Genomic DNA, 17,431 nt, shown 5'->3' on the forward strand with positions numbered 1-17,431 from the left:
GCACGTACCGGCCAAGCGCATCTAGCAAGAGGGCGTTACAGGGTGCCGCTCCGGTCGCCGCGGGCAAAACCGGTCCAGCCGGCATCAATGCCCTTGGCAAAACCGATGACCTTGAAGAGCTCACCCATTTCGGCCGGTGACACCAGTTTCTGCACGGCATGCACCTGCGGCAGGTAAGTCCGTACGTCGTCGGGGTCGAGTTCGGCCAGACAGTCGGTCAGCCCGCAATTGAGCAGGAAATTGGCCTGGGTGGTGTAACCGGCCAGCTCCAGTCCGGCATTGAGCCCGGCTTCGGCAATGGCGGAAAAATCCACATGGCAGGTAATGTCGGTCAGCCCCGGCCACTGGAACGGATCGGTATGCGCCAGGTGCTGGTAGTGGCACATCAGCGTGCCCTGTGCCCGCTGCGGGTGATAGAACTCGTGTGCCGGGAAACCATAGTCCAGCAGGATGACCGCACCGCGTTGCAGGTGGCGGCCCAGCGTGGCGACAAACGCTTCGGCTGCAAGGCCGATTTCGCTGGTGTACGGCCCCCGGGCCGGCAGCCGTCCGGCGGCGGCTTGCGCCAGGACCGGTTCTGTCACCGGCCGCTGTTGCCATTGCCAGTCCGGCCCGGCGCAGCCCACGCCCGTCTGCATCAGTTCGCCTTCGGCAGTGCGGGTAACCAGCTCGCACGGCATGGCATCCAGCACTTCGTTGCCGAGCACCACGCCGTCGAACTGTTCCGGCCACTGCTCCAGCCAGTCGATGCGCTCCAGCAGGTCCGGGTGGCGTGCGGCCAGCAAGGCCTGCTGCCGGGCGCGCAAGTCGGGGGACAACTCCATGATCCGGTAACGGACCGGCAGGACATCAAGCTGGCGCAAGGCATCCAGCAGGTCGGCAGCCAGAATGCCGCTACCGGCACCGAATTCGTACACAGTGCCGCCGGTCAGTGGCAGCAGCTGTGCCAGCTGGCGGGCCAGCGTACGGGCAAACAGTGGCGTCAGTTCGGGTGCCGTCACGAAATCCCCGCCTTCACCCAGCTTGTGGCTGCCGGCGGTGTAGTACCCCAGCCCCGGCGCATACAGCGCCAGTTCCATATAGCGGGAAAACGGGATGAATCCTTGCTGCTCGCCGATTTCGGCGCGAATCAGGTCGGCCAACCGGCCGGAAATGGCAGCAGCAGCGATGTCAGGCACGGGAAGCATGGGCGCTCGAACACAGATATGACAGAATGGCGCGCATTCTGCGGGATTGTTCCACCAAGGGAAAGCACCCGCGCCATCGGACCAGTCCATGACGCCTTCCTCTACCCCCGTTGTCCTGATTACCGGAGCCGCCCGCCGCATCGGCGCGGGCATTGCCCGCCACCTTCATGCACGCGGCCTGAACCTGATGCTGCATTACCGTCAGTCAGCGGCGGAAGCCAGCATGCTGGCCGACGACCTGAACCGGCTGCGGCCAGGGTCCGCTGCCACGCATCAAGCGGATTTGCTCGATTGCGGGCAACTGCCGGCGCTGGTCGATGCGACGCTGGAACAGTTTGGCCGGCTGGATTATCTGGTCAACAATGCTTCGAGTTTTTTCCCGACCCCGGTTGGCCGGATTGACGAGGCCAGCTGGGCGGACCTGATCGGCAGCAACCTGAAGGCCCCCTTGTGGCTGGCTCAGGCGGCGGCGCCACACTTGCAGCAGGCCAACGGAGCGATCGTCGGGATCGTGGACATCCACATCGACCGCCCCATGCCGGATCATGCTGTCTACAGCGCCGCCAAAGCCGGGCATGCCGCAGTCCTGCGTACGCTGGCACGCGATCTGGCGCCGCGGGTCCGGGTCAATGGCGTGGCCCCCGGAGCCAATCTGTGGCCGGAAAACGGCAGCCTCTTCGACACGTCCAGCCGCCAGGCCATCGAAGCCAGCATTCCCCTGGGACGCATCGGTACGCCAGACGACATTGCGGTTGCGGTCGGTTTTTTGCTGCTGGATGCGCACTATATAACCGGGCATGTCCTGCCGGTCGACGGTGGCCGCAGCATTGTACTCTAACGAGACCGTTTTCAAGGCATTGAATCGGAGCCTCGGCTTTGCCATGCACGGCATCATCCTGATCTGCCCCTGCATGTGGCTCACGGAAAAAGCTGCATGATTTTACCCGAGATAGCCAGTTCCCGAAGATGTGGAGTGCCACGGACCCGAGCCTCTGCAAAGCATTCATGTCTGCTTGCGAGGCACAGATACTTTGCATGGTGCTTGTCACCCCTTCATCACCGGACCGGTAACTGCCTTTGTTAACCGTTTTCCGCCGGGATTACTAGGATGATCCACCTGCCGCATTGGCAGCAGGGCATGAAACAACCCTGTCCTGAACATCAACAGACAGCCTCACTGCAAAACAGCAAAACAAAACGCCACGAGATCACTCTCGTGGCGTTTTGCAGAAAGCCATACCGAAATTACTCGGCAGCAGCTTCCACTTCTGGGCGCTCGACCAGCTCGACCAGAGCCATCGGCGCATTGTCGCCCTGACGGAAACCATACTTCAGGATGCGCAGATAGCCCCCGTTACGGTTGGCAAAACGCGGACCCAGTTCGTCAAACAACTTGACGACGATTTCGCGATCGCGGGTACGATCAAAAGCCAGACGACGGTTGGCCAGCGACGGCTTTTTGCCCAGCGTGATGAGCGGCTCGGCAACGCGACGCAGTTCCTTGGCCTTCGGCAGCGTGGTCACGATTTGCTCGTGACGCAGCAGCGAGTTGGCCAAGTTGCGCAGCATGGCGAGTCGGTGGCTCGACGTGCGGTTGAGTTTGCGGTTGGCAAGACGGTGACGCATTGTTGTGTCCTTTAATGGTGACCGAGCGCCTTAGGGCTTCTCGAGACCAGCCGGCGGCCAGTTCTCCAGCTTCATGCCGAGAGTGAGACCCTTGGAAGCCAGAACTTCCTTGATCTCGTTGAGCGACTTGCGACCCAGGTTCGGGGTCTTGAGAAGCTCGGTTTCGGTGCGCTGAATCAGGTCGCCGATATAGTAGATGTTCTCTGCCTTGAGGCAGTTGGCCGATCGAACGGTAAGTTCGAGGTCGTCAACCGGGCGCAGCAGAATCGGATCGACCTGCGGAGCGCGCTCCTCGACGACTTCAACAGTAGTGCCCTGGAGATCGGCGAAAATCGACAGCTGGTCGATGAGGATGCGAGCAGCGGAGCGAACGGCCTCTTCAGGCTCGATCACGCCGTTGGTCTCGATATCCATCACCAGTCGGTCCAGGTCGGTACGCTGTTCAACGCGAGCACTCTCCACCGAGAAGCTCACGCGGCGCAGCGGGCTGAACGATGCGTCGAGCAGAATGGTACCGATCTGGCGGTTGTCATCCTGTTTGACGCGAGCCGGTGCCGGCTGATAGCCGCGACCCTTTTCGACCTTGATCTCCATGTCGATCTTGCCACCGGCTGCCAGATGGCAGATGACGTGGTCAGGATTCACCACTTCCACGTCGTGGGGCAGATCGATATCGCTGGCCCGCACTGCGCCTTCACCCTCTTTTTTGAGAGTCAGGAGCACAGAGTCACGACCATGCAGTTTAAACACCACGCCCTTGAGGTTCAGAAGGATGTCGACGACATCTTCCCGAACCCCGTCGAGCGCGGAGTACTCATGCAAAACGCCAGCGATAGACACTTCGGTCGGCGCAAATCCGGGCATGGACGACAGCAGGATGCGGCGGAGCGCATTACCGAGCGTATAGGCATAGCCTCGCTCGAACGGCTCCATGGCCACACGCGCTTGCGTGGCGGAGACCGGCTGCACGTCGATCAGACGCGGCTTGAGAAATTCCGAAGCGCTGTTTTGCATAGTGGTTCCTTTTGGCTAGCGATTACTTGGAGTAGAACTCGACAACGAGCTGCTCGTTGATATCGCTAGACAGTTCGGAGCGTTCCGGCGCGTTCTTGAACGTGCCTTCCATTTTCTTCGGATCTACCGACACCCAACCCGGGAAGCCGATCTGTTCGGCCAGAGCGAGCGATTCGGCAATGCGAACCTGCTTTTTGGATTTTTCGCGCACCGACACCACATCGCCGGCCTTCACCTGGTAGGACGGAATGTTGACCACTTCGCCGTTCACCACGATGGCCTTGTGGCTCACCAGCTGGCGCGATTCGGCGCGGGTCGAGCCGTAGCCCATGCGATAGACGACGTTGTCCAGACGCGACTCGAGAATCTGCAGCAGGTTCTCGCCGGTCGAACCCTTGCGGCGTTCGGCTTCGGCAAAGTACTTGCGGAACTGACGTTCGAGCACGCCGTAGATACGGCGGATTTTTTGTTTTTCACGCAGGTGGATACCGTAGTCGGACAGACGCGGTTGCTTTGCACCGTGCTGACCTGGACGGCTGTCCAGCTTGCATTTGCTGTCGATCGAGCGACGGGCACTCTTCAGAAAGAGATCGGTGCCCTCGCGACGAGCGAGTTTACATTTAGGACCAGTGTAACGTGCCATGACTCACTCTTCTCCCGATTAGATACGACGCTTTTTGGGCGGGCGGCAGCCGTTGTGCGGAATCGGCGTGACGTCGGAGATGCTGGTGATCTTGAATCCCAGCGCGTTCAGGGCACGCACGGACGAGTCACGGCCGGGACCGGGACCCTTGATGCGTACTTCAAGGTTCTTGACACCGTATTCTTGGGCAACTTTACCAGCCGCTTCCGCAGCGATCTGGGCTGCGAACGGGGTGCTCTTGCGAGAACCCTTGAAACCAGCACCGCCAGAGGTAGCCCAAGAGAGTGCATTGCCTTGGCGATCGGTGATGGTAATGATGGTGTTGTTGAAAGAAGCGTGAACGTGTGCGATCCCTTCGGAAACGCTCTTTTTCACCTTCTTACGAACGCGGACTGTGTTTGCTTTAGCCATTATCAATCCCTAATTACTTCTTGCCGGCGATCGGCTTGCGCGGCCCCTTGCGGGTACGAGCATTCGTGCGGGTACGCTGACCACGACACGGCAGACCACGGCGATGACGGAAACCACGGTAGCAACCGAGGTCCATCAGACGCTTGATGTTCATCGTGACTTCACGACGCAGGTCACCTTCAATGGTGAACTTGGCGATCTCGTCACGCAGTTTTTCCATCTCAGCATCAGTCAGGTCCTTGACCTTGGTGCTGATCTCGATACCGGCAGCCGAGCAAATGACCTTTGCGCGGGTTGCACCAATACCGTAGATCGCCTGCAGGCCAACCCAGATATGCTGATGGTTAGGAATGTTTACCCCTGCAATACGGGCCATACATTTACCCCAAACTCGAAAAGTTGCTGATGTTACACACAAGCAGCACGGCAGGCAAATCAGCCCTGCTTTTGCTTGTGTCGCGGATCGGTGCAGATCACGCGAACGATGCCGTGGCGACGAATGATCTTGCAATTGCGGCAGATCTTCTTGACCGAAGGCTGTACTCGCATGTTTTCCCTTTCAACTCAAAGCGCTCACTTGGAGCGGAACACAATGCGCGCGCGTGACAGGTCGTAGGGAGTCAGTTCAACCGTCACCCGGTCTCCCGGCAGGATGCGGATGTAGTGCATGCGCATCTTGCCGGAGATGTGACCGAGAACGATATGACCATTTTCCAGCTTGACCCGGAACGTCGCGTTGGGAAGGTTCTCAAGAACCTCGCCCTGCATCTGGATCGTATCTTCTTTCGACATAACTTCTTTGACCTTGGATCAGCGTGACAGCAAACCGCCGTTTTTGAAGTTGGCCTTCTTGAGCAGGCTGTCGTACTGGTGCGATAGCAGGTACGACTGCACTTGCGCCATGAAGTCCATGGTCACTACCACGATGATCAGGAGAGAGGTCCCGCCGAAGTAGAACGGCACATTCCACTTGAGGATCAGGAACTCCGGCACCAGACAGACCAGAGCGATATAGATGGCACCAATCAGCGTCAGACGCAGGATGATGCGCTCGATATAACGCGAGGTCTGCTCACCCGGACGAATGCCCGGAATGAATGCCCCACTCTTCTTCAGGTTATCGGCTGTTTCCTTCGGATTGAAGACAAGAGCCGTGTAGAAATAGCAGAAGAAGATGATCGCGGCAGCATAGAGAAGCACATAAACCGGCTGCCCCGGATGCAAGGCATTACTCACCGACTTGAGCCATCCCAAGCCTTCGCCGTCACCAAACCAGCCCACGACCGTAGCCGGGAACAGGATGATGCTGGAAGCGAAAATGGGAGGAATCACGCCGGCCATGTTGAGCTTGAGCGGCATATGCGTGCTCTGCCCTTGCATGACCCGGTTTCCGACCTGACGTTTGGCATAGTTGACCAGCACCTTGCGTTGACCGCGCTCGACGAAAACGACGAGATAGGTCATGGCAATCACACCGATGAACAGTACAATTACCAGCAGGATCGGCAGGCTGCCTTGGCTTGTCAGCGTAAGCGTCTTGCCAATGGCAGACGGCACACCGGCAGCAATACCGGCACAAATGATCATCGAAATACCATTGCCGATACCGCGCTCGGTGATCTGCTCACCCAGCCACATCAGGAACATCGTCCCCGTGACGAGGGTTACCACCGTCGTCAGGTAAAACTCGAACTGCGAGGTCATCACCAGACCCGGCTGCTTGTAGAGCATGACGGCAATCCCGAAGGACTGGAACGTCGCCAGCAGCACAGTCGCATAGCGCGTGAACTGGGTGATTTTGCGTCGCCCTTGCTCCCCTTCCTTCTTCAACTGCTTGAGCTGAGGCAGCACCTCGCTCGCCAGCTGGAGAATGATGGAGGCAGAGATGTACGGCATGATGCCAATGGCAAACACCGTAAATCGGGACAAGGCCCCGCCCGAGAACATGTTGAACATGTCGAGGAGGCCCGTCTGCGACGACTGGAACAGCTTCGCTAGCTCGGCCGGATTGATGCCCGGAACCGGAATATGTGCGCCAATCCGATAGACGATCAGGGCACCGACCAGAAAAAGGATACGGCGCTTGAGATCGCCAAACTTGTTGGCGTTAGTCGCTAGTGAAGAAGTGGCCACTGATTGTCGCGCCTTCTGTTGCTTCTTACTCGTTGACCTGGCCGCCGGCAGCCTCGATCGCAGCCTTGGCACCTGCGGTAGCCAGAAGGCCACGCAGGGTTACGGCGCGTTCGATCTTGCCAGCGAGGATCACCTTGGCAATCCGGGCAGCTGCCGGCACCAGGCCAGCCTGCTGGAGAGCCAAGAAGTCGATCTCATCGACCGGCAGACGAGCCAGATCGTCAAGACGCACTTCGGCGGTGAGCTTGCGGGTCAACGACTTGAAGCCACGCTTGGGCAGACGGCGTTGCAGCGGCATTTGACCGCCTTCAAAACCGACCTTGTGGAAGCCGCCGGAACGCGACTTCTGACCCTTGTGACCACGGCCAGCGGTCTTGCCGAGGCCGGAGCCAATGCCGCGACCGACGCGGCGCTTGGCATGCTTGGCACCTTCGCCAGGTTTGATGGTGTTCAGGAACATCTTAGCCCTCGCATTTCACCAAGAAGCTGATCTTGTTGATCATGCCGCGGTTTTCCGGGGTGTCGAGCACTTCAACGGTCTGATTGAGCTTCTTGAGGCCCAAGCCACGTGCGCAGGCACGATGGGACTCAATGCGACCGATCAGGCTTTTCACCAGCGTGACCTTGACGGTTTTCTTGTCGCTCATTATTCAGCCCCCAGGATCTCGGCAACGGTCTTGCCACGCTTGGCAGCAATGTCAGCCGGAGTATTGATCTTCATGAGGCCGTTCAAGGTGGCGCGAACCACGTTGTACGGGTTGGTCGAACCATGCACCTTGGCGGACACGTTGTGCACGCCAATGGCATCGAACACCTGACGCATGGCGCCACCGGCCTTCACGCCGGAGCCTTCCGGTGCCGGCTGCATGAACACGGTGGTCGCACCATGCTTGCCGATCACTGCGTGTTGCAGCGTGCCGTTGCGCAGCGGAATCTTGACCATCGAACGACGAGCCTGATCCATTGCCTTTTGCACGGCGACAGGCACTTCCTTCGACTTACCTTTGCCCATGCCGATGCCGCCGTCGCCGTCACCCACCACGGTGAGTGCCGAGAAAGCCATGATCCGGCCACCCTTCACCACCTTGGTGACGCGGTTGACGCCGATCAGCTTCTCGGTCAGGCCGTCGCCGCGTTCTTCGATATCGTGCTTAGCCATTATCTACTCCGAATTAGAATGCGAGGCCGTTTTCACGGGCGGCATCAGCCAAGGCCTTGATACGACCGTGGTACTGGAAACCCGAGCGGTCAAATGCGACCTTTTCAACCCCGGCAGCCTTGGCTTTTTCGGCAATGCGCTTGCCGATCAGGGCTGCAGCGCCAGCGTTACCGCCATTGGCCAGTTCTTTCTTGACCTCGGCTTCCAGTGTGGAAGCCTGGGCCAGCACCCGGCTGCCAGTCTCGTCAATGATCTGAGCGTAGATATGGCAGTTGGTGCGATGCACCGACAGACGGGCCATCTTGAGCTCCGCAATCCGAGCACGGGTTTTGCGTGCACGACGGAGTCGAGCTTGTTTCTTATCCATGACTGAGCCTCAGTTATTTCTTCTTGGTTTCTTTCAAAACCACCTGCTCGCCGGCGTAACGGACACCCTTGCCCTTGTAAGGTTCCGGAGCACGGTAGGCGCGGATCTCGGCAGCCACCTGGCCAACCTTCTGCTTGTCCACACCCTTCAGGATGATTTCGGTCTGCGACGGGGTTTCCACCGCGACACCTTCCGGCATCGGGTGAACAACCGGGTGCGAGAAACCCAGAGTCAGGTTCAGGGCTGCGCCCTGGGCCTGGGCGCGGTAACCCACGCCAACGAGTTGCAGCTTGCGCTCAAAGCCCTTGGACACACCGGTAACCATGTTGTTTACCAGTGCACGCATAGTGCCGGACATGGAACGGGAAGCCTTGCTTTCGTCCTTGGCGGCAAACTTGAGAGCATTGTCTTCAAGACGGACTTCCACGCCAGCATTCAGCGGCATGGCAAGCTGACCCAGCGGGCCCTTGACGACGATTTCAGCTGCGGTGAACTTGGCTTCGACGCCAGCCGGCAGGATCACCGGATTCTTAGCTACGCGAGACATTGTTCACCCCCGTTAGGCCACGATGCACAGCAACTCGCCGCCGATACCGGCTGCGCGTGCTTTGCGATCAGTCATGACACCCTTGGAAGTCGACACGATGGCGACGCCAAGGCCGTTCATCACGCGCGGGATGTCATTGCTGCCCTTGTAGATACGCAGGCCAGGACGCGACACGCGCTCGATGCGCTCGATCACAGGGCGACCGGCGTAGTACTTCAGTTGAATGTCGAGAACCGGCTTCTTTTCTTCACCAGTCACTGCGAAATCCTCGATATAACCCTCATCCTTCAGCACGGCAGCAATAGCCACCTTCAGCTTGGACGACGGCATAGCAACCGATGCCTTCGTCACGCGCTGAGCGTTGCGGATGCGAGTCAGCATATCGGAGATCGGATCATGCATGCTCATATTCGATATCCCTCTTACCAGCTCGCCTTGACAACGCCCGGAATTTCACCGCGCATCGCGATTTCACGCACTTTGTTGCGTGCCAGACCGAATTTGCGGAAAACACCGCGCGGACGGCCAGTAATTGCACAGCGGGCGCGCTGACGCACCGGGCTGGCATTACGCGGAAGCTGCTGCAGCTTCAGACGGGCTTCATAGCGCTCTTCGTCCGAAAGGCTGGCATTGTTGATGATGGCAAGCAGAGCTTCACGCTTGGCCGAGAACTTCTCTGCCAGCTTGACGCGCTTTGCTTCGCGGTTGATCAGTGCAAGTTTTGCCATGTCATTAACCCTTGAACGGGAACTTGAACGCGGCCAGCAGTGCGCGGGCTTCTTCGTCAGTCTTCGCGGTCGTGGTGATGGTGATGTTCATCCCGCGGACGGCATCGATCTTGTCGTACTCGATTTCCGGGAAGATGATCTGTTCACGCACGCCCATGTTGTAGTTGCCGCGGCCGTCGAAAGACTTGCCGTTCACGCCACGGAAGTCACGCACGCGCGGCAGGGCAACGGTCACCAGACGGTCGAGGAATTCGAACATGCGTTCACGACGCAGGGTCACCTTGCAACCAACCGGGTAACCTTCGCGGATCTTGAAGCCGGCGATCGACTTCTTGGCCGCGGTCACCACGGGCTTCTGACCAGCGATTTTCTGCAGGTCGCCCACGGCGAAATCGAGCACTTTCTTGTCAGCCACCGCTTCACCGACACCCATGTTCAGGGTGATTTTTTCGATGCGCGGCACTTCCATCACGGACTTGTAACCAAACTGTTCAACCAGCTTCGGCACAACCGTGGTCTTGTAGAATTCTTGCAAACGGGCTGCCATGACTGCTCCTTATGCGCCGACCAATTCGCCGTTCGACTTGAACACGCGAACCTTGCGACCGTCTTCCAGAGTCTTCACGCCAACGCGGTCAGCCTTCTGGGTAGCCGGGTTGAAGATGGCCACGTTGGACACGTCGATCGAGAGAGTCTTGTCGACGATGCCACCAGCCTGACCCTTGACCGGGTTCGGCTTCTGGTGCTTCTTGACGACATTGACACCTTCGACCACAACACGGCCTTCGGTCGGCAGCACGCGCAGCACGGTGCCACGCTTGCCCTTGTCTTTACCGGTGATGACGACAACTTCGTCGCCCTTGCGGATTTTCTGCATTGAGCCTTCTCCTTACAGCACTTCCGGCGCGAGCGAAACGATCTTCATGAATCGTTCGGTACGCAGCTCACGGGTGACCGGCCCGAAGATACGGGTGCCGATCGGCTCAAGCTTGTTGTTCAGCAGCACGGCAGCGTTGCCATCAAACTTGATGAGCGAACCGTCCGGACGACGAACACCCTTGGCAGTACGCACGACAACCGCATTGTAGACATCGCCTTTTTTGACGCGGCCACGCGGTGCGGCATCCTTGATGCTCACCTTGATAATGTCGCCAACCGTAGCGTAGCGACGCTTGGAGCCGCCGAGCACCTTGATGCACATCACGCGACGTGCACCAGTGTTATCAGCGACCTCCAGCTGGGTCTGCATTTGAATCATGTGGATTTTCCTTATCGAACTTGATCCGCCAATTCATCACAACTTCATGACGAAGCGCCGCGCATTGCTGCACGGCGCACAGACGGCCAGTTTTCGAGCCCGTAGGGCAATACCACCGGGTGGTGGCGAAAGAAACCGCATTATACGGAAGGGTTTCCCCTTCCGCAATAACGATTTACACCTGGCGCGCTTTTTCGATCAGCGCGGTCACGGTCCACGACTTGGTCTTCGAGAGCGGGCGGCATTCGCTGATAGTCACGATATCGCCGATGCCGTACTCGTTAGCCTCATCATGGGCGTGATACTTCTTCGAAAGACGGATCACTTTGCCGTAGATCGGGTGCTTGACCTTTCGCTCAACCAGCACCACCACGGTCTTGTCCATCTTGTCGCTGACAACCTTGCCGGTCAGCGCACGGACGACTTTGTTGGTTTCGCTCATCTCAGGCTGCCTTCTCGCTCAGAATGGTCCGTACGCGAGCGATGTCACGACGCACTTTTTTCAGTTCGCTGGTCTTCGCGAGCTGCTGGGTAGCCAGCTGCATGCGAAGGCCGAATTGGGCCTTCAGGAGACTCAGCAGCTCGGTCTTGAGCTCGTCAACCGACTTGGCTCGCAGTTCAGAAGCTTTCATTTATTGACCTACCTGTCTCACAACGAAAGTGGTGGCGATCGGCAGCTTGGCAGCAGCCAGACGGAACGCTTCGCGTGCCAGCTCTTCGCTCACACCTTCCATTTCGTACAGCATCTTGCCCGGCTGGATCTCGGCAACCCAGTATTCGACCGAGCCTTTGCCGTTACCCATACGCACTTCAGCCGGCTTCTTGGTGATCGGTTTGTCCGGGAACACACGAATCCAGATACGACCACCACGCTTGATGTGACGGGTCATCGCACGACGAGCAGCTTCGATCTGACGGGCAGTCAGACGACCACGACCCACGGCTTTCAGACCGAAGTCACCAAAGCTCACCTTGGTGCCACGGGTAGCGATACCCGTATTGCGGCCCTTGTGAACCTTACGGTATTTGAGTCTAGTTGGCTGCAGCATTGCGTCCGCCCTTTCTCATTTTCTTTTCCGGCTGGGTCGGCTCGGCCGACACCTGACCCGGCTTCATATCACCCTTGTACACCCACACCTTGATGCCGATGACACCGTAGGTGGTGTGCGCTTCGCTGGTTGCGTAATCCACGTCTGCACGCAGAGTGTGCAGAGGCACGCGACCTTCGCGATACCATTCGGTACGAGCGATTTCGATGCCGTTCAGACGACCAGACGACATGATCTTGATGCCAAGGGCACCCAGACGCATAGCGTTTTGCATGGCACGCTTCATGGCACGACGGAACATCACGCGCTTTTCCAGCTGCGAGGCGATACCGTCGGCAATGATCTGTGCATCGATTTCAGGCTTGCGCACTTCTTCGATGTTGACGTGAACCGGAACACCCATGCGCTTTTGCAGTTCCTGCTTCAGCACTTCGATGTCTTCACCCTTCTTGCCAATCACTACGCCCGGACGGGCAGTGTGGATGGTGATGCGGGCGCTCTTGGCCGGACGCTCAATGGTGATACGGCTCACCGAGGCGTTCTTCAGCTTGGCCTTGAGGAATTCGCGAACGTCGATGTCTTCCTTGAGCATGCCAGGAAAATTCTGGCTGTTTGCAAACCACTTGGAAGACCAGTTGCGGGTTACCGCCAGGCGGAAACCACGCGGATCAATTTTCTGTCCCATGAGCTACCCCTCAGTTCCCCACAACCAGCGTGATATGGCAGGTCTGCTTCTCGATGCGGTTGCCGCGACCCTTTGCACGCGCGGTAAAGCGCTTGAGGCTCGGGCCCTTGTCCACATAAACGGTCGCAACCTTCAGGGTGTCGATGTCAGCGCCTTCGTTGTGTTCAGCGTTGGCAATTGCGGACTCAAGCACCTTTTTCATCAGCACTGCACTCTTTTTCGGAGTGAAGGTCAGGGTGTTGAGAGCCTGCTCGACGGACTTGCCGCGAATCAGGTCGGCCACGAGGCGAGCCTTCTGGGCCGACACGCGAGCGTTTTTCAGTACAGCGGATACTTTCATCGCGTCACCTTAGCGTTTCGCCTTCTTGTCAGCCGCATGACCCTTAAAGGTACGAGTCAGCGAGAATTCGCCGAGCTTGTGGCCAACCATGTTTTCGGTCACGTACACCGGTACGTGGGTACGCCCGTTATGCACGGCGATGGTCATGCCGACAAAATCCGGCAGGATGGTCGAGCGACGCGACCAGGTCTTGATCGGGCGCTTGTCGTTCGAAGAGCGGGCCGCATCCACTTTTTTCAGCAGATGCAAGTCAACGAACGGGCCCTTCTTAATGGAACGTGCCATGTTCAGTTACCCTTTATTTCGAATGACGGCGACGCACGATCATGTTGTCGGTGCGCTTGTTGTTACGGGTGCGATAACCCTTGGCCGGCGTACCCCACGGGCTGACCGGCACGCGGCCTTCGCCAGTACGGCCTTCGCCACCACCATGCGGGTGATCCACCGGGTTCATCGCCACACCGCGAACGGTCGGGCGGATACCACGCCAGCGGGTTGCACCGGCCTTGCCGAGCTTGCGCAGGCTGTGCTCTTCGTTGCCGACTTCACCCACGGTGGCACGGCAGTCGATGTGCACCTTGCGGATTTCGCCGGAACGCAGACGCAACTGGGCGTAGCTGCCTTCACGGGCTAGCAGCATCACCGAAGCACCGGCCGAACGGGCCAGCTGGGCACCTTTACCCGGCTGCATTTCGATGCAGTGGATAGTGGTACCGACCGGAATGTTGCGGATCGGCAGGCAGTTACCGGCCTTGATCGGAGCTTCTGCACCGTTCACCACTTCGGCGCCGGCCTTCAGGCCGCGCGGAGCGATGATGTAACGGCGCTCGCCATCGGCGTAGCACAGCAGGGCGATATGTGCGGTACGGTTCGGGTCGTATTCAATACGCTCGACCTTGGCAACGATACCATCCTTGTTGCGACGGAAGTCGACAACGCGGTAGTGGTGCTTGTGACCACCGCCCTTGTGGCGGGTGGTGATGTGACCGTTGTTGTTACGGCCAGCATTCTGGATCTGCTTTTCCAGCAGCGGGGCATACGGGGCGCCCTTGTGCAGATCCTTGTTGACGACCTTCACGACCGCACGGCGGCCAGCGGAGGTCGGCTTGACTTTAACGAGTGCCATGGTCTGTTCCCTTACTCCGCAGCAGTCAGGTCAATTTCCTGACCTTCAACCAGGCTGACGTAGGCCTTTTTCCAGTCGCTACGACGACCGGTGAAACGGCCAAAGCGCTTGGCCTTACCCTTGACGTTCAACATTTGCACGCCGTCGACCTTGACGTTGAACAGCAGCTCAACGGCAGCCTTGACTTCCGGCTTGGTCGCGTCACCAGCAACCTTGAAAACGACTTGCTGGTACTTGTCAGCCACCCGGGTGCTTTTCTCGGAGACCACCGGAGCAAGAATGACTTGCATCAGACGTTCTTGATTCATGCCCACTGCTCCTCGAATTGCTTGACGGCATCACGCGTCACCACAACCTTGTCAAAGCGCACGAGGCTGTACGGATCAGCCTGGGAGGCTTCGATCACCAGCACGTTCGACAGATTGCGCGACGACAGATACAGGTTTTCGTCGAGTTCGCCGGTAATGACCAGTGCATTTTCCAGACCCAGAGCCTTGGCCTTGGCGGCAAATTCCTTGGTCTTCGGGCTGTCGACCTTGATGTCATCGATGATGACCAGACGGTCGCTGCGCAGCAGCTCCGACAGGATGGCGGCCATACCGGCACGGAACATCTTGCGGTTCACCTTGTGGCTGAAGTTTTCGTCCGGGCTGTTCGGGAAAACCTTGCCACCCCCACGCCACAGCGGGCTGGAAGCACGACCGGCGCGAGCACGACCCGTACCTTTTTGACGGAACGGCTTCTTGGTCGACTTGTTGATTTCGCTGCGGTCTTTCTGAGCGCGGTTGCCAGCACGGGCATTCGCCAGATACGCGGTCACAACCTGGTGAACCAGGGCTTCGTTGTATTCGCGACCGAAGAGAGTTTCTGCGGCCTGCAGGCTTTCAACAGCCTGACCTTGCTGATTGATGACTTTCAGTTCCATCACGCACCTGCCTTCACTGCCGGGAGCACGACCACGTCGTTACCCTTGGAACCCGGGACCGAGCCCTTGATCAAGAGAAGCTGACGCTCGGCATCGATCCGGACGACTTCCAGACTCTGCACGGTGCGCTTGACATTACCGTACTGGCCGGCCATGCGCTTGCCCGGGAACACGCGACCCGGATCCTGCGCCTGACCGATCGAACCCGGAGCACGGGTCGTCACGGAGTTACCGTGCGAGGCACGATTGGACGAGAAGTTGTGGCGCTTGATCACACCGGAAAAGCCTTTACCCTGGCTGGTACCGGTTACATCAACCAGTTGACCCACCTGGAACAGCTCAACGGTAAGAGTGTCACCCACCTTCAGCTCGGCAAGCTTGGCAGCATCGGCAGTGAACTCCTTCAGGCCACGACCGGCTTCAACACCGGCTTTGGCGAAGTGGCCGGCTTCGGCCTTCAGCACACGATTTGCCTTCTTGGAGCCATAGGCCACCTGAACGGCATTGTAGCCATCGGTGTCGGCAGTTTTGATTTGCGTGACGCGATTGGCGGACATGTCCAGCACCGTCACCGGGATGGACTGACCATCCTCGGCGAAGACGCGAGTCATACCGACCTTGCGACCGACAAGACCTAAACTCATCGTTATTTCCTTCAAGAGGCGGCGGTTGCGATTGACCGCCAATAACAAAACGGGCTCACCCTATTGGGTGAGCCCGCGAATCTAACACAGAAAATTCTTTAACCGCAAGCACTTAGGCGGTCATTTCTGCAACTTGCGACGCTTTGAGCATCTGGACTGGCCGGCATTCCGAAAAATGCCGGACCAGACTTCTCTTACTGCAGCTTGATCTCGACGTCGACACCGGCCGGCAGATCGAGCTTCATCAATGCGTCGACAGTCTTGTCGGTCGGATCGATGATATCCATCAGGCGCAGGTGAGTGCGGATTTCAAACTGGTCGCGCGAAGTCTTGTTGACGTGCGGCGAACGCAGAATGTCGAAACGCTCGATCTTGGTCGGCAGCGGCACCGGACCCTTGACGACAGCGCCGGTACGCTTGGCGGTGTCAACGATTTCTTGGGCCGAACGGTCGATCAGGTGGTAATCGAATGCCTTCAGGCGAATGCGGATTTTCTGGTTTTGCATGAGAAACCGCTCCGATTACTTGATGATCTTGGCGACGACACCGGCACCCACGGTACGACCACCTTCGCGGATGGCGAAGCGCAGGCCGTCTTCCATGGCGATCGGCGCGATCAGGGCAACGTTCATTTGCACGTTGTCACCCGGCATCACCATCTCGATACCTTCCGGCAGGGTCACGGCACCGGTCACGTCAGTCGTACGGAAGTAGAACTGCGGACGATAACCGTTGAAGAACGGAGTGTGACGACCGCCTTCTTCCTTGCTCAGCACGTACACTTCAGCGACGAAGTCGGTGTGCGGAGTGATGGAGCCCGGCTTGGACAGCACCTGGCCACGCTCGACGTCTTCACGCTTGGTGCCACGCAGCAGCACGCCCACGTTGTCACCAGCCTGACCCTGGTCCAGCAGCTTGCGGAACATTTCCACGCCGGTGCAGGTGGTCTTGACGGTCGGCTTCAGACCCACGATTTCCAGTTCTTCGCCAACCTTGACGATACCGCGCTCGACGCGACCGGTCACCACGGTGCCACGGCCGGAGATCGAGAATACGTCTTCGATCGGCAGCAGGAACGGCTTGTCGACAGCGCGCTCCGGAGTCGGGATGTAGCTGTCCAGAGCGTCGGCCAGACGGAAGATCGACGGTTCGCCGATTTCGGACTGGTCGCCTTCCAGGGCTTTCAGGGCCGAACCGGTCACGATCGGCAGATCGTCACCCGGGAAGTCGTAGGAAGACAGCAGTTCGCGCACTTCCATTTCCACCAGCTCGAGCAGCTCGGCGTCGTCCACCATGTCGGCCTTGTTCAGGTAGACGATGATGTACGGCACACCGACCTGGCGGGCCAGCAGGATGTGTTCGCGGGTTTGCGGCATCGGACCGTCAGCGGCCGAGCACACCAGGATGGCGCCGTCCATCTGGGCAGCACCGGTAATCATGTTCTTCACGTAGTCGGCGTGCCCCGGGCAGTCGACGTGTGCGTAGTGGCGGCCTTCGGTTTCGTACTCAACGTGGGCGGTGTTGATGGTAATGCCACGTGCACGCTCTTCCGGTGCGCTGTCGATGGCTGCGTAGTCTTTGGCTTCGCC

General features: G+C 58.7%; 32 protein-coding genes. 1 reads left to right on the forward strand and 31 read right to left on the reverse strand.

What is annotated here, in order from left to right:
- Positions 1–35: 35 nt before the first annotated feature.
- Complete coding sequence (locus G542_RS0108060; protein ID WP_012695772.1) at positions 36–1,187, reverse strand: class I SAM-dependent methyltransferase; 1,152 nt, start codon at positions 1,185–1,187, stop codon at positions 36–38.
- Positions 1,188–1,275: 88 nt separating this feature from the next.
- Here G542_RS0108060 and G542_RS0108065 point away from each other — a divergent pair, with 88 nt between their 5' ends.
- Positions 1,276–2,025, forward strand: coding sequence for a pteridine reductase (locus G542_RS0108065; protein WP_012695771.1), 750 nt, complete (start codon positions 1,276–1,278; stop codon positions 2,023–2,025).
- A 407-nt stretch (positions 2,026–2,432) separates the two neighbouring features.
- Here G542_RS0108065 and rplQ read toward each other — a convergent pair whose 3' ends face one another.
- The 30 genes from rplQ to tuf form a co-directional block, all read right to left on the reverse strand.
- Positions 2,433–2,813: a 50S ribosomal protein L17 gene (rplQ, locus tag G542_RS0108075; protein WP_012695769.1), complete on the reverse strand. Its 381-nt coding sequence runs from the start codon at positions 2,811–2,813 to the stop codon at positions 2,433–2,435.
- 30 nt (positions 2,814–2,843) lie between these two features.
- Complete coding sequence (locus G542_RS0108080) at positions 2,844–3,827, reverse strand: DNA-directed RNA polymerase subunit alpha (RefSeq protein WP_012695768.1); 984 nt, start codon at positions 3,825–3,827, stop codon at positions 2,844–2,846.
- A 22-nt stretch (positions 3,828–3,849) separates the two neighbouring features.
- Positions 3,850–4,470: a 30S ribosomal protein S4 gene (gene rpsD, locus G542_RS0108085; protein WP_012695767.1), complete on the reverse strand. Its 621-nt coding sequence runs from the start codon at positions 4,468–4,470 to the stop codon at positions 3,850–3,852.
- Positions 4,471–4,488: 18 nt separating this feature from the next.
- Positions 4,489–4,881, reverse strand: a complete 393-nt coding sequence (gene rpsK / locus G542_RS0108090; RefSeq protein ID WP_012695766.1) for a 30S ribosomal protein S11 — start codon at positions 4,879–4,881, stop codon at positions 4,489–4,491.
- Positions 4,882–4,894: 13 nt separating this feature from the next.
- Complete coding sequence (rpsM, locus tag G542_RS0108095; RefSeq protein ID WP_012695765.1) at positions 4,895–5,257, reverse strand: 30S ribosomal protein S13; 363 nt, start codon at positions 5,255–5,257, stop codon at positions 4,895–4,897.
- A 59-nt stretch (positions 5,258–5,316) separates the two neighbouring features.
- Complete coding sequence (gene rpmJ, locus G542_RS18005; RefSeq protein ID WP_012695764.1) at positions 5,317–5,430, reverse strand: 50S ribosomal protein L36; 114 nt, start codon at positions 5,428–5,430, stop codon at positions 5,317–5,319.
- A 24-nt stretch (positions 5,431–5,454) separates the two neighbouring features.
- Complete coding sequence (gene infA, locus G542_RS0108100; protein ID WP_012695763.1) at positions 5,455–5,673, reverse strand: translation initiation factor IF-1; 219 nt, start codon at positions 5,671–5,673, stop codon at positions 5,455–5,457.
- Positions 5,674–5,691: 18 nt separating this feature from the next.
- Entirely contained in the window at positions 5,692–7,014 is a 1,323-nt protein-coding gene (gene secY, locus G542_RS0108105; protein ID WP_012695762.1) for a preprotein translocase subunit SecY, read from the reverse strand.
- Positions 7,015–7,039: 25 nt separating this feature from the next.
- Positions 7,040–7,474, reverse strand: a complete 435-nt coding sequence (gene rplO / locus G542_RS0108110; protein ID WP_012695761.1) for a 50S ribosomal protein L15 — start codon at positions 7,472–7,474, stop codon at positions 7,040–7,042.
- A 1-nt stretch (position 7,475) separates the two neighbouring features.
- Positions 7,476–7,661, reverse strand: a complete 186-nt coding sequence (gene rpmD / locus G542_RS0108115; RefSeq protein WP_012695760.1) for a 50S ribosomal protein L30 — start codon at positions 7,659–7,661, stop codon at positions 7,476–7,478.
- On the reverse strand, positions 7,661–8,173 hold the full coding sequence (rpsE, locus tag G542_RS0108120) for a 30S ribosomal protein S5 (protein WP_012695759.1): 513 nt from the start codon (positions 8,171–8,173) through the stop codon (positions 7,661–7,663). The genes rpmD and rpsE overlap by 1 nt, the downstream gene beginning before the upstream one ends.
- Positions 8,174–8,186: 13 nt before the next feature.
- Positions 8,187–8,540, reverse strand: coding sequence for a 50S ribosomal protein L18 (gene rplR / locus G542_RS0108125; protein ID WP_012695758.1), 354 nt, complete (start codon positions 8,538–8,540; stop codon positions 8,187–8,189).
- A 13-nt stretch (positions 8,541–8,553) separates the two neighbouring features.
- Positions 8,554–9,087, reverse strand: coding sequence for a 50S ribosomal protein L6 (gene rplF / locus G542_RS0108130; protein ID WP_012695757.1), 534 nt, complete (start codon positions 9,085–9,087; stop codon positions 8,554–8,556).
- 12 nt (positions 9,088–9,099) lie between these two features.
- The gene (gene rpsH, locus G542_RS0108135; RefSeq protein ID WP_012695756.1) at positions 9,100–9,495 is read right to left on the reverse strand and encodes a 30S ribosomal protein S8; all 396 of its coding nucleotides are present in this window, start codon (positions 9,493–9,495) and stop codon (positions 9,100–9,102) included.
- A gap of 14 nt (positions 9,496–9,509) precedes the next feature.
- Positions 9,510–9,815: a 30S ribosomal protein S14 gene (rpsN, locus tag G542_RS0108140; RefSeq protein WP_012695755.1), complete on the reverse strand. Its 306-nt coding sequence runs from the start codon at positions 9,813–9,815 to the stop codon at positions 9,510–9,512.
- Positions 9,816–9,819: 4 nt separating this feature from the next.
- Positions 9,820–10,362, reverse strand: coding sequence for a 50S ribosomal protein L5 (gene rplE, locus G542_RS0108145; RefSeq protein ID WP_012695754.1), 543 nt, complete (start codon positions 10,360–10,362; stop codon positions 9,820–9,822).
- Between the two features lie 9 nt (positions 10,363–10,371).
- Positions 10,372–10,692, reverse strand: a complete 321-nt coding sequence (rplX, locus tag G542_RS0108150) for a 50S ribosomal protein L24 (protein WP_012695753.1) — start codon at positions 10,690–10,692, stop codon at positions 10,372–10,374.
- A gap of 12 nt (positions 10,693–10,704) precedes the next feature.
- Positions 10,705–11,073 (reverse strand): 50S ribosomal protein L14, encoded by a 369-nt coding sequence (gene rplN / locus G542_RS0108155; protein WP_012695752.1) that lies wholly within the window; start codon positions 11,071–11,073, stop codon positions 10,705–10,707.
- A 175-nt stretch (positions 11,074–11,248) separates the two neighbouring features.
- Positions 11,249–11,515 carry a 30S ribosomal protein S17 gene (gene rpsQ, locus G542_RS0108160; protein WP_012695751.1) on the reverse strand — a complete coding sequence of 89 codons (267 nt, stop codon included), beginning with the start codon at positions 11,513–11,515 and terminating at the stop codon, positions 11,249–11,251.
- Position 11,516: 1 nt separating this feature from the next.
- Positions 11,517–11,705, reverse strand: a complete 189-nt coding sequence (gene rpmC / locus G542_RS0108165) for a 50S ribosomal protein L29 (protein ID WP_012695750.1) — start codon at positions 11,703–11,705, stop codon at positions 11,517–11,519.
- The gene (gene rplP, locus G542_RS0108170) at positions 11,706–12,122 is read right to left on the reverse strand and encodes a 50S ribosomal protein L16 (protein ID WP_012695749.1); all 417 of its coding nucleotides are present in this window, start codon (positions 12,120–12,122) and stop codon (positions 11,706–11,708) included.
- Positions 12,106–12,807 carry a 30S ribosomal protein S3 gene (gene rpsC, locus G542_RS0108175; protein ID WP_012695748.1) on the reverse strand — a complete coding sequence of 234 codons (702 nt, stop codon included), beginning with the start codon at positions 12,805–12,807 and terminating at the stop codon, positions 12,106–12,108. Before rpsC ends, rplP begins: the two co-directional genes overlap by 17 nt.
- 10 nt (positions 12,808–12,817) lie before the next feature.
- On the reverse strand, positions 12,818–13,147 hold the full coding sequence (gene rplV / locus G542_RS0108180; protein WP_012695747.1) for a 50S ribosomal protein L22: 330 nt from the start codon (positions 13,145–13,147) through the stop codon (positions 12,818–12,820).
- 9 nt (positions 13,148–13,156) lie between these two features.
- A complete protein-coding gene (gene rpsS / locus G542_RS0108185) occupies positions 13,157–13,432 on the reverse strand; it encodes a 30S ribosomal protein S19 (RefSeq protein ID WP_012695746.1) in 276 nt (91 codons plus the stop codon).
- Between the two features lie 13 nt (positions 13,433–13,445).
- Complete coding sequence (gene rplB, locus G542_RS0108190) at positions 13,446–14,273, reverse strand: 50S ribosomal protein L2 (protein ID WP_012695745.1); 828 nt, start codon at positions 14,271–14,273, stop codon at positions 13,446–13,448.
- A gap of 11 nt (positions 14,274–14,284) precedes the next feature.
- The gene (rplW, locus tag G542_RS0108195) at positions 14,285–14,581 is read right to left on the reverse strand and encodes a 50S ribosomal protein L23 (RefSeq protein ID WP_012695744.1); all 297 of its coding nucleotides are present in this window, start codon (positions 14,579–14,581) and stop codon (positions 14,285–14,287) included.
- Positions 14,578–15,198 carry a 50S ribosomal protein L4 gene (gene rplD / locus G542_RS0108200; protein ID WP_012695743.1) on the reverse strand — a complete coding sequence of 207 codons (621 nt, stop codon included), beginning with the start codon at positions 15,196–15,198 and terminating at the stop codon, positions 14,578–14,580. Before rplD ends, rplW begins: the two co-directional genes overlap by 4 nt.
- On the reverse strand, positions 15,198–15,842 hold the full coding sequence (gene rplC, locus G542_RS0108205; RefSeq protein WP_012695742.1) for a 50S ribosomal protein L3: 645 nt from the start codon (positions 15,840–15,842) through the stop codon (positions 15,198–15,200). Before rplC ends, rplD begins: the two co-directional genes overlap by 1 nt.
- A gap of 194 nt (positions 15,843–16,036) precedes the next feature.
- Positions 16,037–16,348, reverse strand: coding sequence for a 30S ribosomal protein S10 (gene rpsJ / locus G542_RS0108210; RefSeq protein WP_012695741.1), 312 nt, complete (start codon positions 16,346–16,348; stop codon positions 16,037–16,039).
- A 15-nt stretch (positions 16,349–16,363) separates the two neighbouring features.
- A partial coding sequence (tuf, locus tag G542_RS0108215; RefSeq protein WP_027823855.1) for an elongation factor Tu occupies positions 16,364–17,431 on the reverse strand: 1,068 nt, incomplete at its 5' end.

Origin of the sequence: Laribacter hongkongensis DSM 14985, from assembly GCF_000423285.1 — a bacterium.
In the GTDB taxonomy this organism is placed as follows: domain Bacteria; phylum Pseudomonadota; class Gammaproteobacteria; order Burkholderiales; family Aquaspirillaceae; genus Laribacter; species Laribacter hongkongensis.

What these genes read in the sequence shown, in the direction of transcription:
- rplR (WP_012695758.1), bottom strand. Translation starts at nt 8,540, where the DNA reads ATGGATAAGAAACAAGCTCGACTCCGTCGTGCACGCAAAACCCGTGCT.
- G542_RS0108060 (WP_012695772.1), bottom strand. Translation starts at nt 1,187, where the DNA reads ATGCTTCCCGTGCCTGACATCGCTGCTGCTGCCATTTCCGGCCGGTTG.
- rplD (WP_012695743.1), bottom strand. Translation starts at nt 15,198, where the DNA reads ATGGAACTGAAAGTCATCAATCAGCAAGGTCAGGCTGTTGAAAGCCTG.
- rpsD (WP_012695767.1), bottom strand. Translation starts at nt 4,470, where the DNA reads ATGGCACGTTACACTGGTCCTAAATGTAAACTCGCTCGTCGCGAGGGC.
- rpsM (WP_012695765.1), bottom strand. Translation starts at nt 5,257, where the DNA reads ATGGCCCGTATTGCAGGGGTAAACATTCCTAACCATCAGCATATCTGG.
- rpmJ (WP_012695764.1), bottom strand. Translation starts at nt 5,430, where the DNA reads ATGCGAGTACAGCCTTCGGTCAAGAAGATCTGCCGCAATTGCAAGATC.
- rpmC (WP_012695750.1), bottom strand. Translation starts at nt 11,705, where the DNA reads ATGAAAGCTTCTGAACTGCGAGCCAAGTCGGTTGACGAGCTCAAGACC.
- rpsJ (WP_012695741.1), bottom strand. Translation starts at nt 16,348, where the DNA reads ATGCAAAACCAGAAAATCCGCATTCGCCTGAAGGCATTCGATTACCAC.
- rplE (WP_012695754.1), bottom strand. Translation starts at nt 10,362, where the DNA reads ATGGCAGCCCGTTTGCAAGAATTCTACAAGACCACGGTTGTGCCGAAG.
- rpmD (WP_012695760.1), bottom strand. Translation starts at nt 7,661, where the DNA reads ATGAGCGACAAGAAAACCGTCAAGGTCACGCTGGTGAAAAGCCTGATC.
- rplP (WP_012695749.1), bottom strand. Translation starts at nt 12,122, where the DNA reads ATGCTGCAGCCAACTAGACTCAAATACCGTAAGGTTCACAAGGGCCGC.
- rplO (WP_012695761.1), bottom strand. Translation starts at nt 7,474, where the DNA reads ATGTTCCTGAACACCATCAAACCTGGCGAAGGTGCCAAGCATGCCAAG.
- rpsQ (WP_012695751.1), bottom strand. Translation starts at nt 11,515, where the DNA reads ATGAGCGAAACCAACAAAGTCGTCCGTGCGCTGACCGGCAAGGTTGTC.
- rpsS (WP_012695746.1), bottom strand. Translation starts at nt 13,432, where the DNA reads ATGGCACGTTCCATTAAGAAGGGCCCGTTCGTTGACTTGCATCTGCTG.
- rplQ (WP_012695769.1), bottom strand. Translation starts at nt 2,813, where the DNA reads ATGCGTCACCGTCTTGCCAACCGCAAACTCAACCGCACGTCGAGCCAC.
- rpsK (WP_012695766.1), bottom strand. Translation starts at nt 4,881, where the DNA reads ATGGCTAAAGCAAACACAGTCCGCGTTCGTAAGAAGGTGAAAAAGAGC.
- rplB (WP_012695745.1), bottom strand. Translation starts at nt 14,273, where the DNA reads ATGGCACTCGTTAAAGTCAAGCCGACCTCCGCTGGCCGCCGTGCGGTC.
- rplX (WP_012695753.1), bottom strand. Translation starts at nt 10,692, where the DNA reads ATGCAGAAAATCCGCAAGGGCGACGAAGTTGTCGTCATCACCGGTAAA.
- rplW (WP_012695744.1), bottom strand. Translation starts at nt 14,581, where the DNA reads ATGAATCAAGAACGTCTGATGCAAGTCATTCTTGCTCCGGTGGTCTCC.
- infA (WP_012695763.1), bottom strand. Translation starts at nt 5,673, where the DNA reads ATGTCGAAAGAAGATACGATCCAGATGCAGGGCGAGGTTCTTGAGAAC.
- rpsH (WP_012695756.1), bottom strand. Translation starts at nt 9,495, where the DNA reads ATGAGCATGCATGATCCGATCTCCGATATGCTGACTCGCATCCGCAAC.
- rpsN (WP_012695755.1), bottom strand. Translation starts at nt 9,815, where the DNA reads ATGGCAAAACTTGCACTGATCAACCGCGAAGCAAAGCGCGTCAAGCTG.
- rpsE (WP_012695759.1), bottom strand. Translation starts at nt 8,173, where the DNA reads ATGGCTAAGCACGATATCGAAGAACGCGGCGACGGCCTGACCGAGAAG.
- G542_RS0108065 (WP_012695771.1), top strand. Translation starts at nt 1,276, where the DNA reads ATGACGCCTTCCTCTACCCCCGTTGTCCTGATTACCGGAGCCGCCCGC.
- rplF (WP_012695757.1), bottom strand. Translation starts at nt 9,087, where the DNA reads ATGTCTCGCGTAGCTAAGAATCCGGTGATCCTGCCGGCTGGCGTCGAA.
- rplC (WP_012695742.1), bottom strand. Translation starts at nt 15,842, where the DNA reads ATGAGTTTAGGTCTTGTCGGTCGCAAGGTCGGTATGACTCGCGTCTTC.
- G542_RS0108080 (WP_012695768.1), bottom strand. Translation starts at nt 3,827, where the DNA reads ATGCAAAACAGCGCTTCGGAATTTCTCAAGCCGCGTCTGATCGACGTG.
- rplN (WP_012695752.1), bottom strand. Translation starts at nt 11,073, where the DNA reads ATGATTCAAATGCAGACCCAGCTGGAGGTCGCTGATAACACTGGTGCA.
- rpsC (WP_012695748.1), bottom strand. Translation starts at nt 12,807, where the DNA reads ATGGGACAGAAAATTGATCCGCGTGGTTTCCGCCTGGCGGTAACCCGC.
- rplV (WP_012695747.1), bottom strand. Translation starts at nt 13,147, where the DNA reads ATGAAAGTATCCGCTGTACTGAAAAACGCTCGCGTGTCGGCCCAGAAG.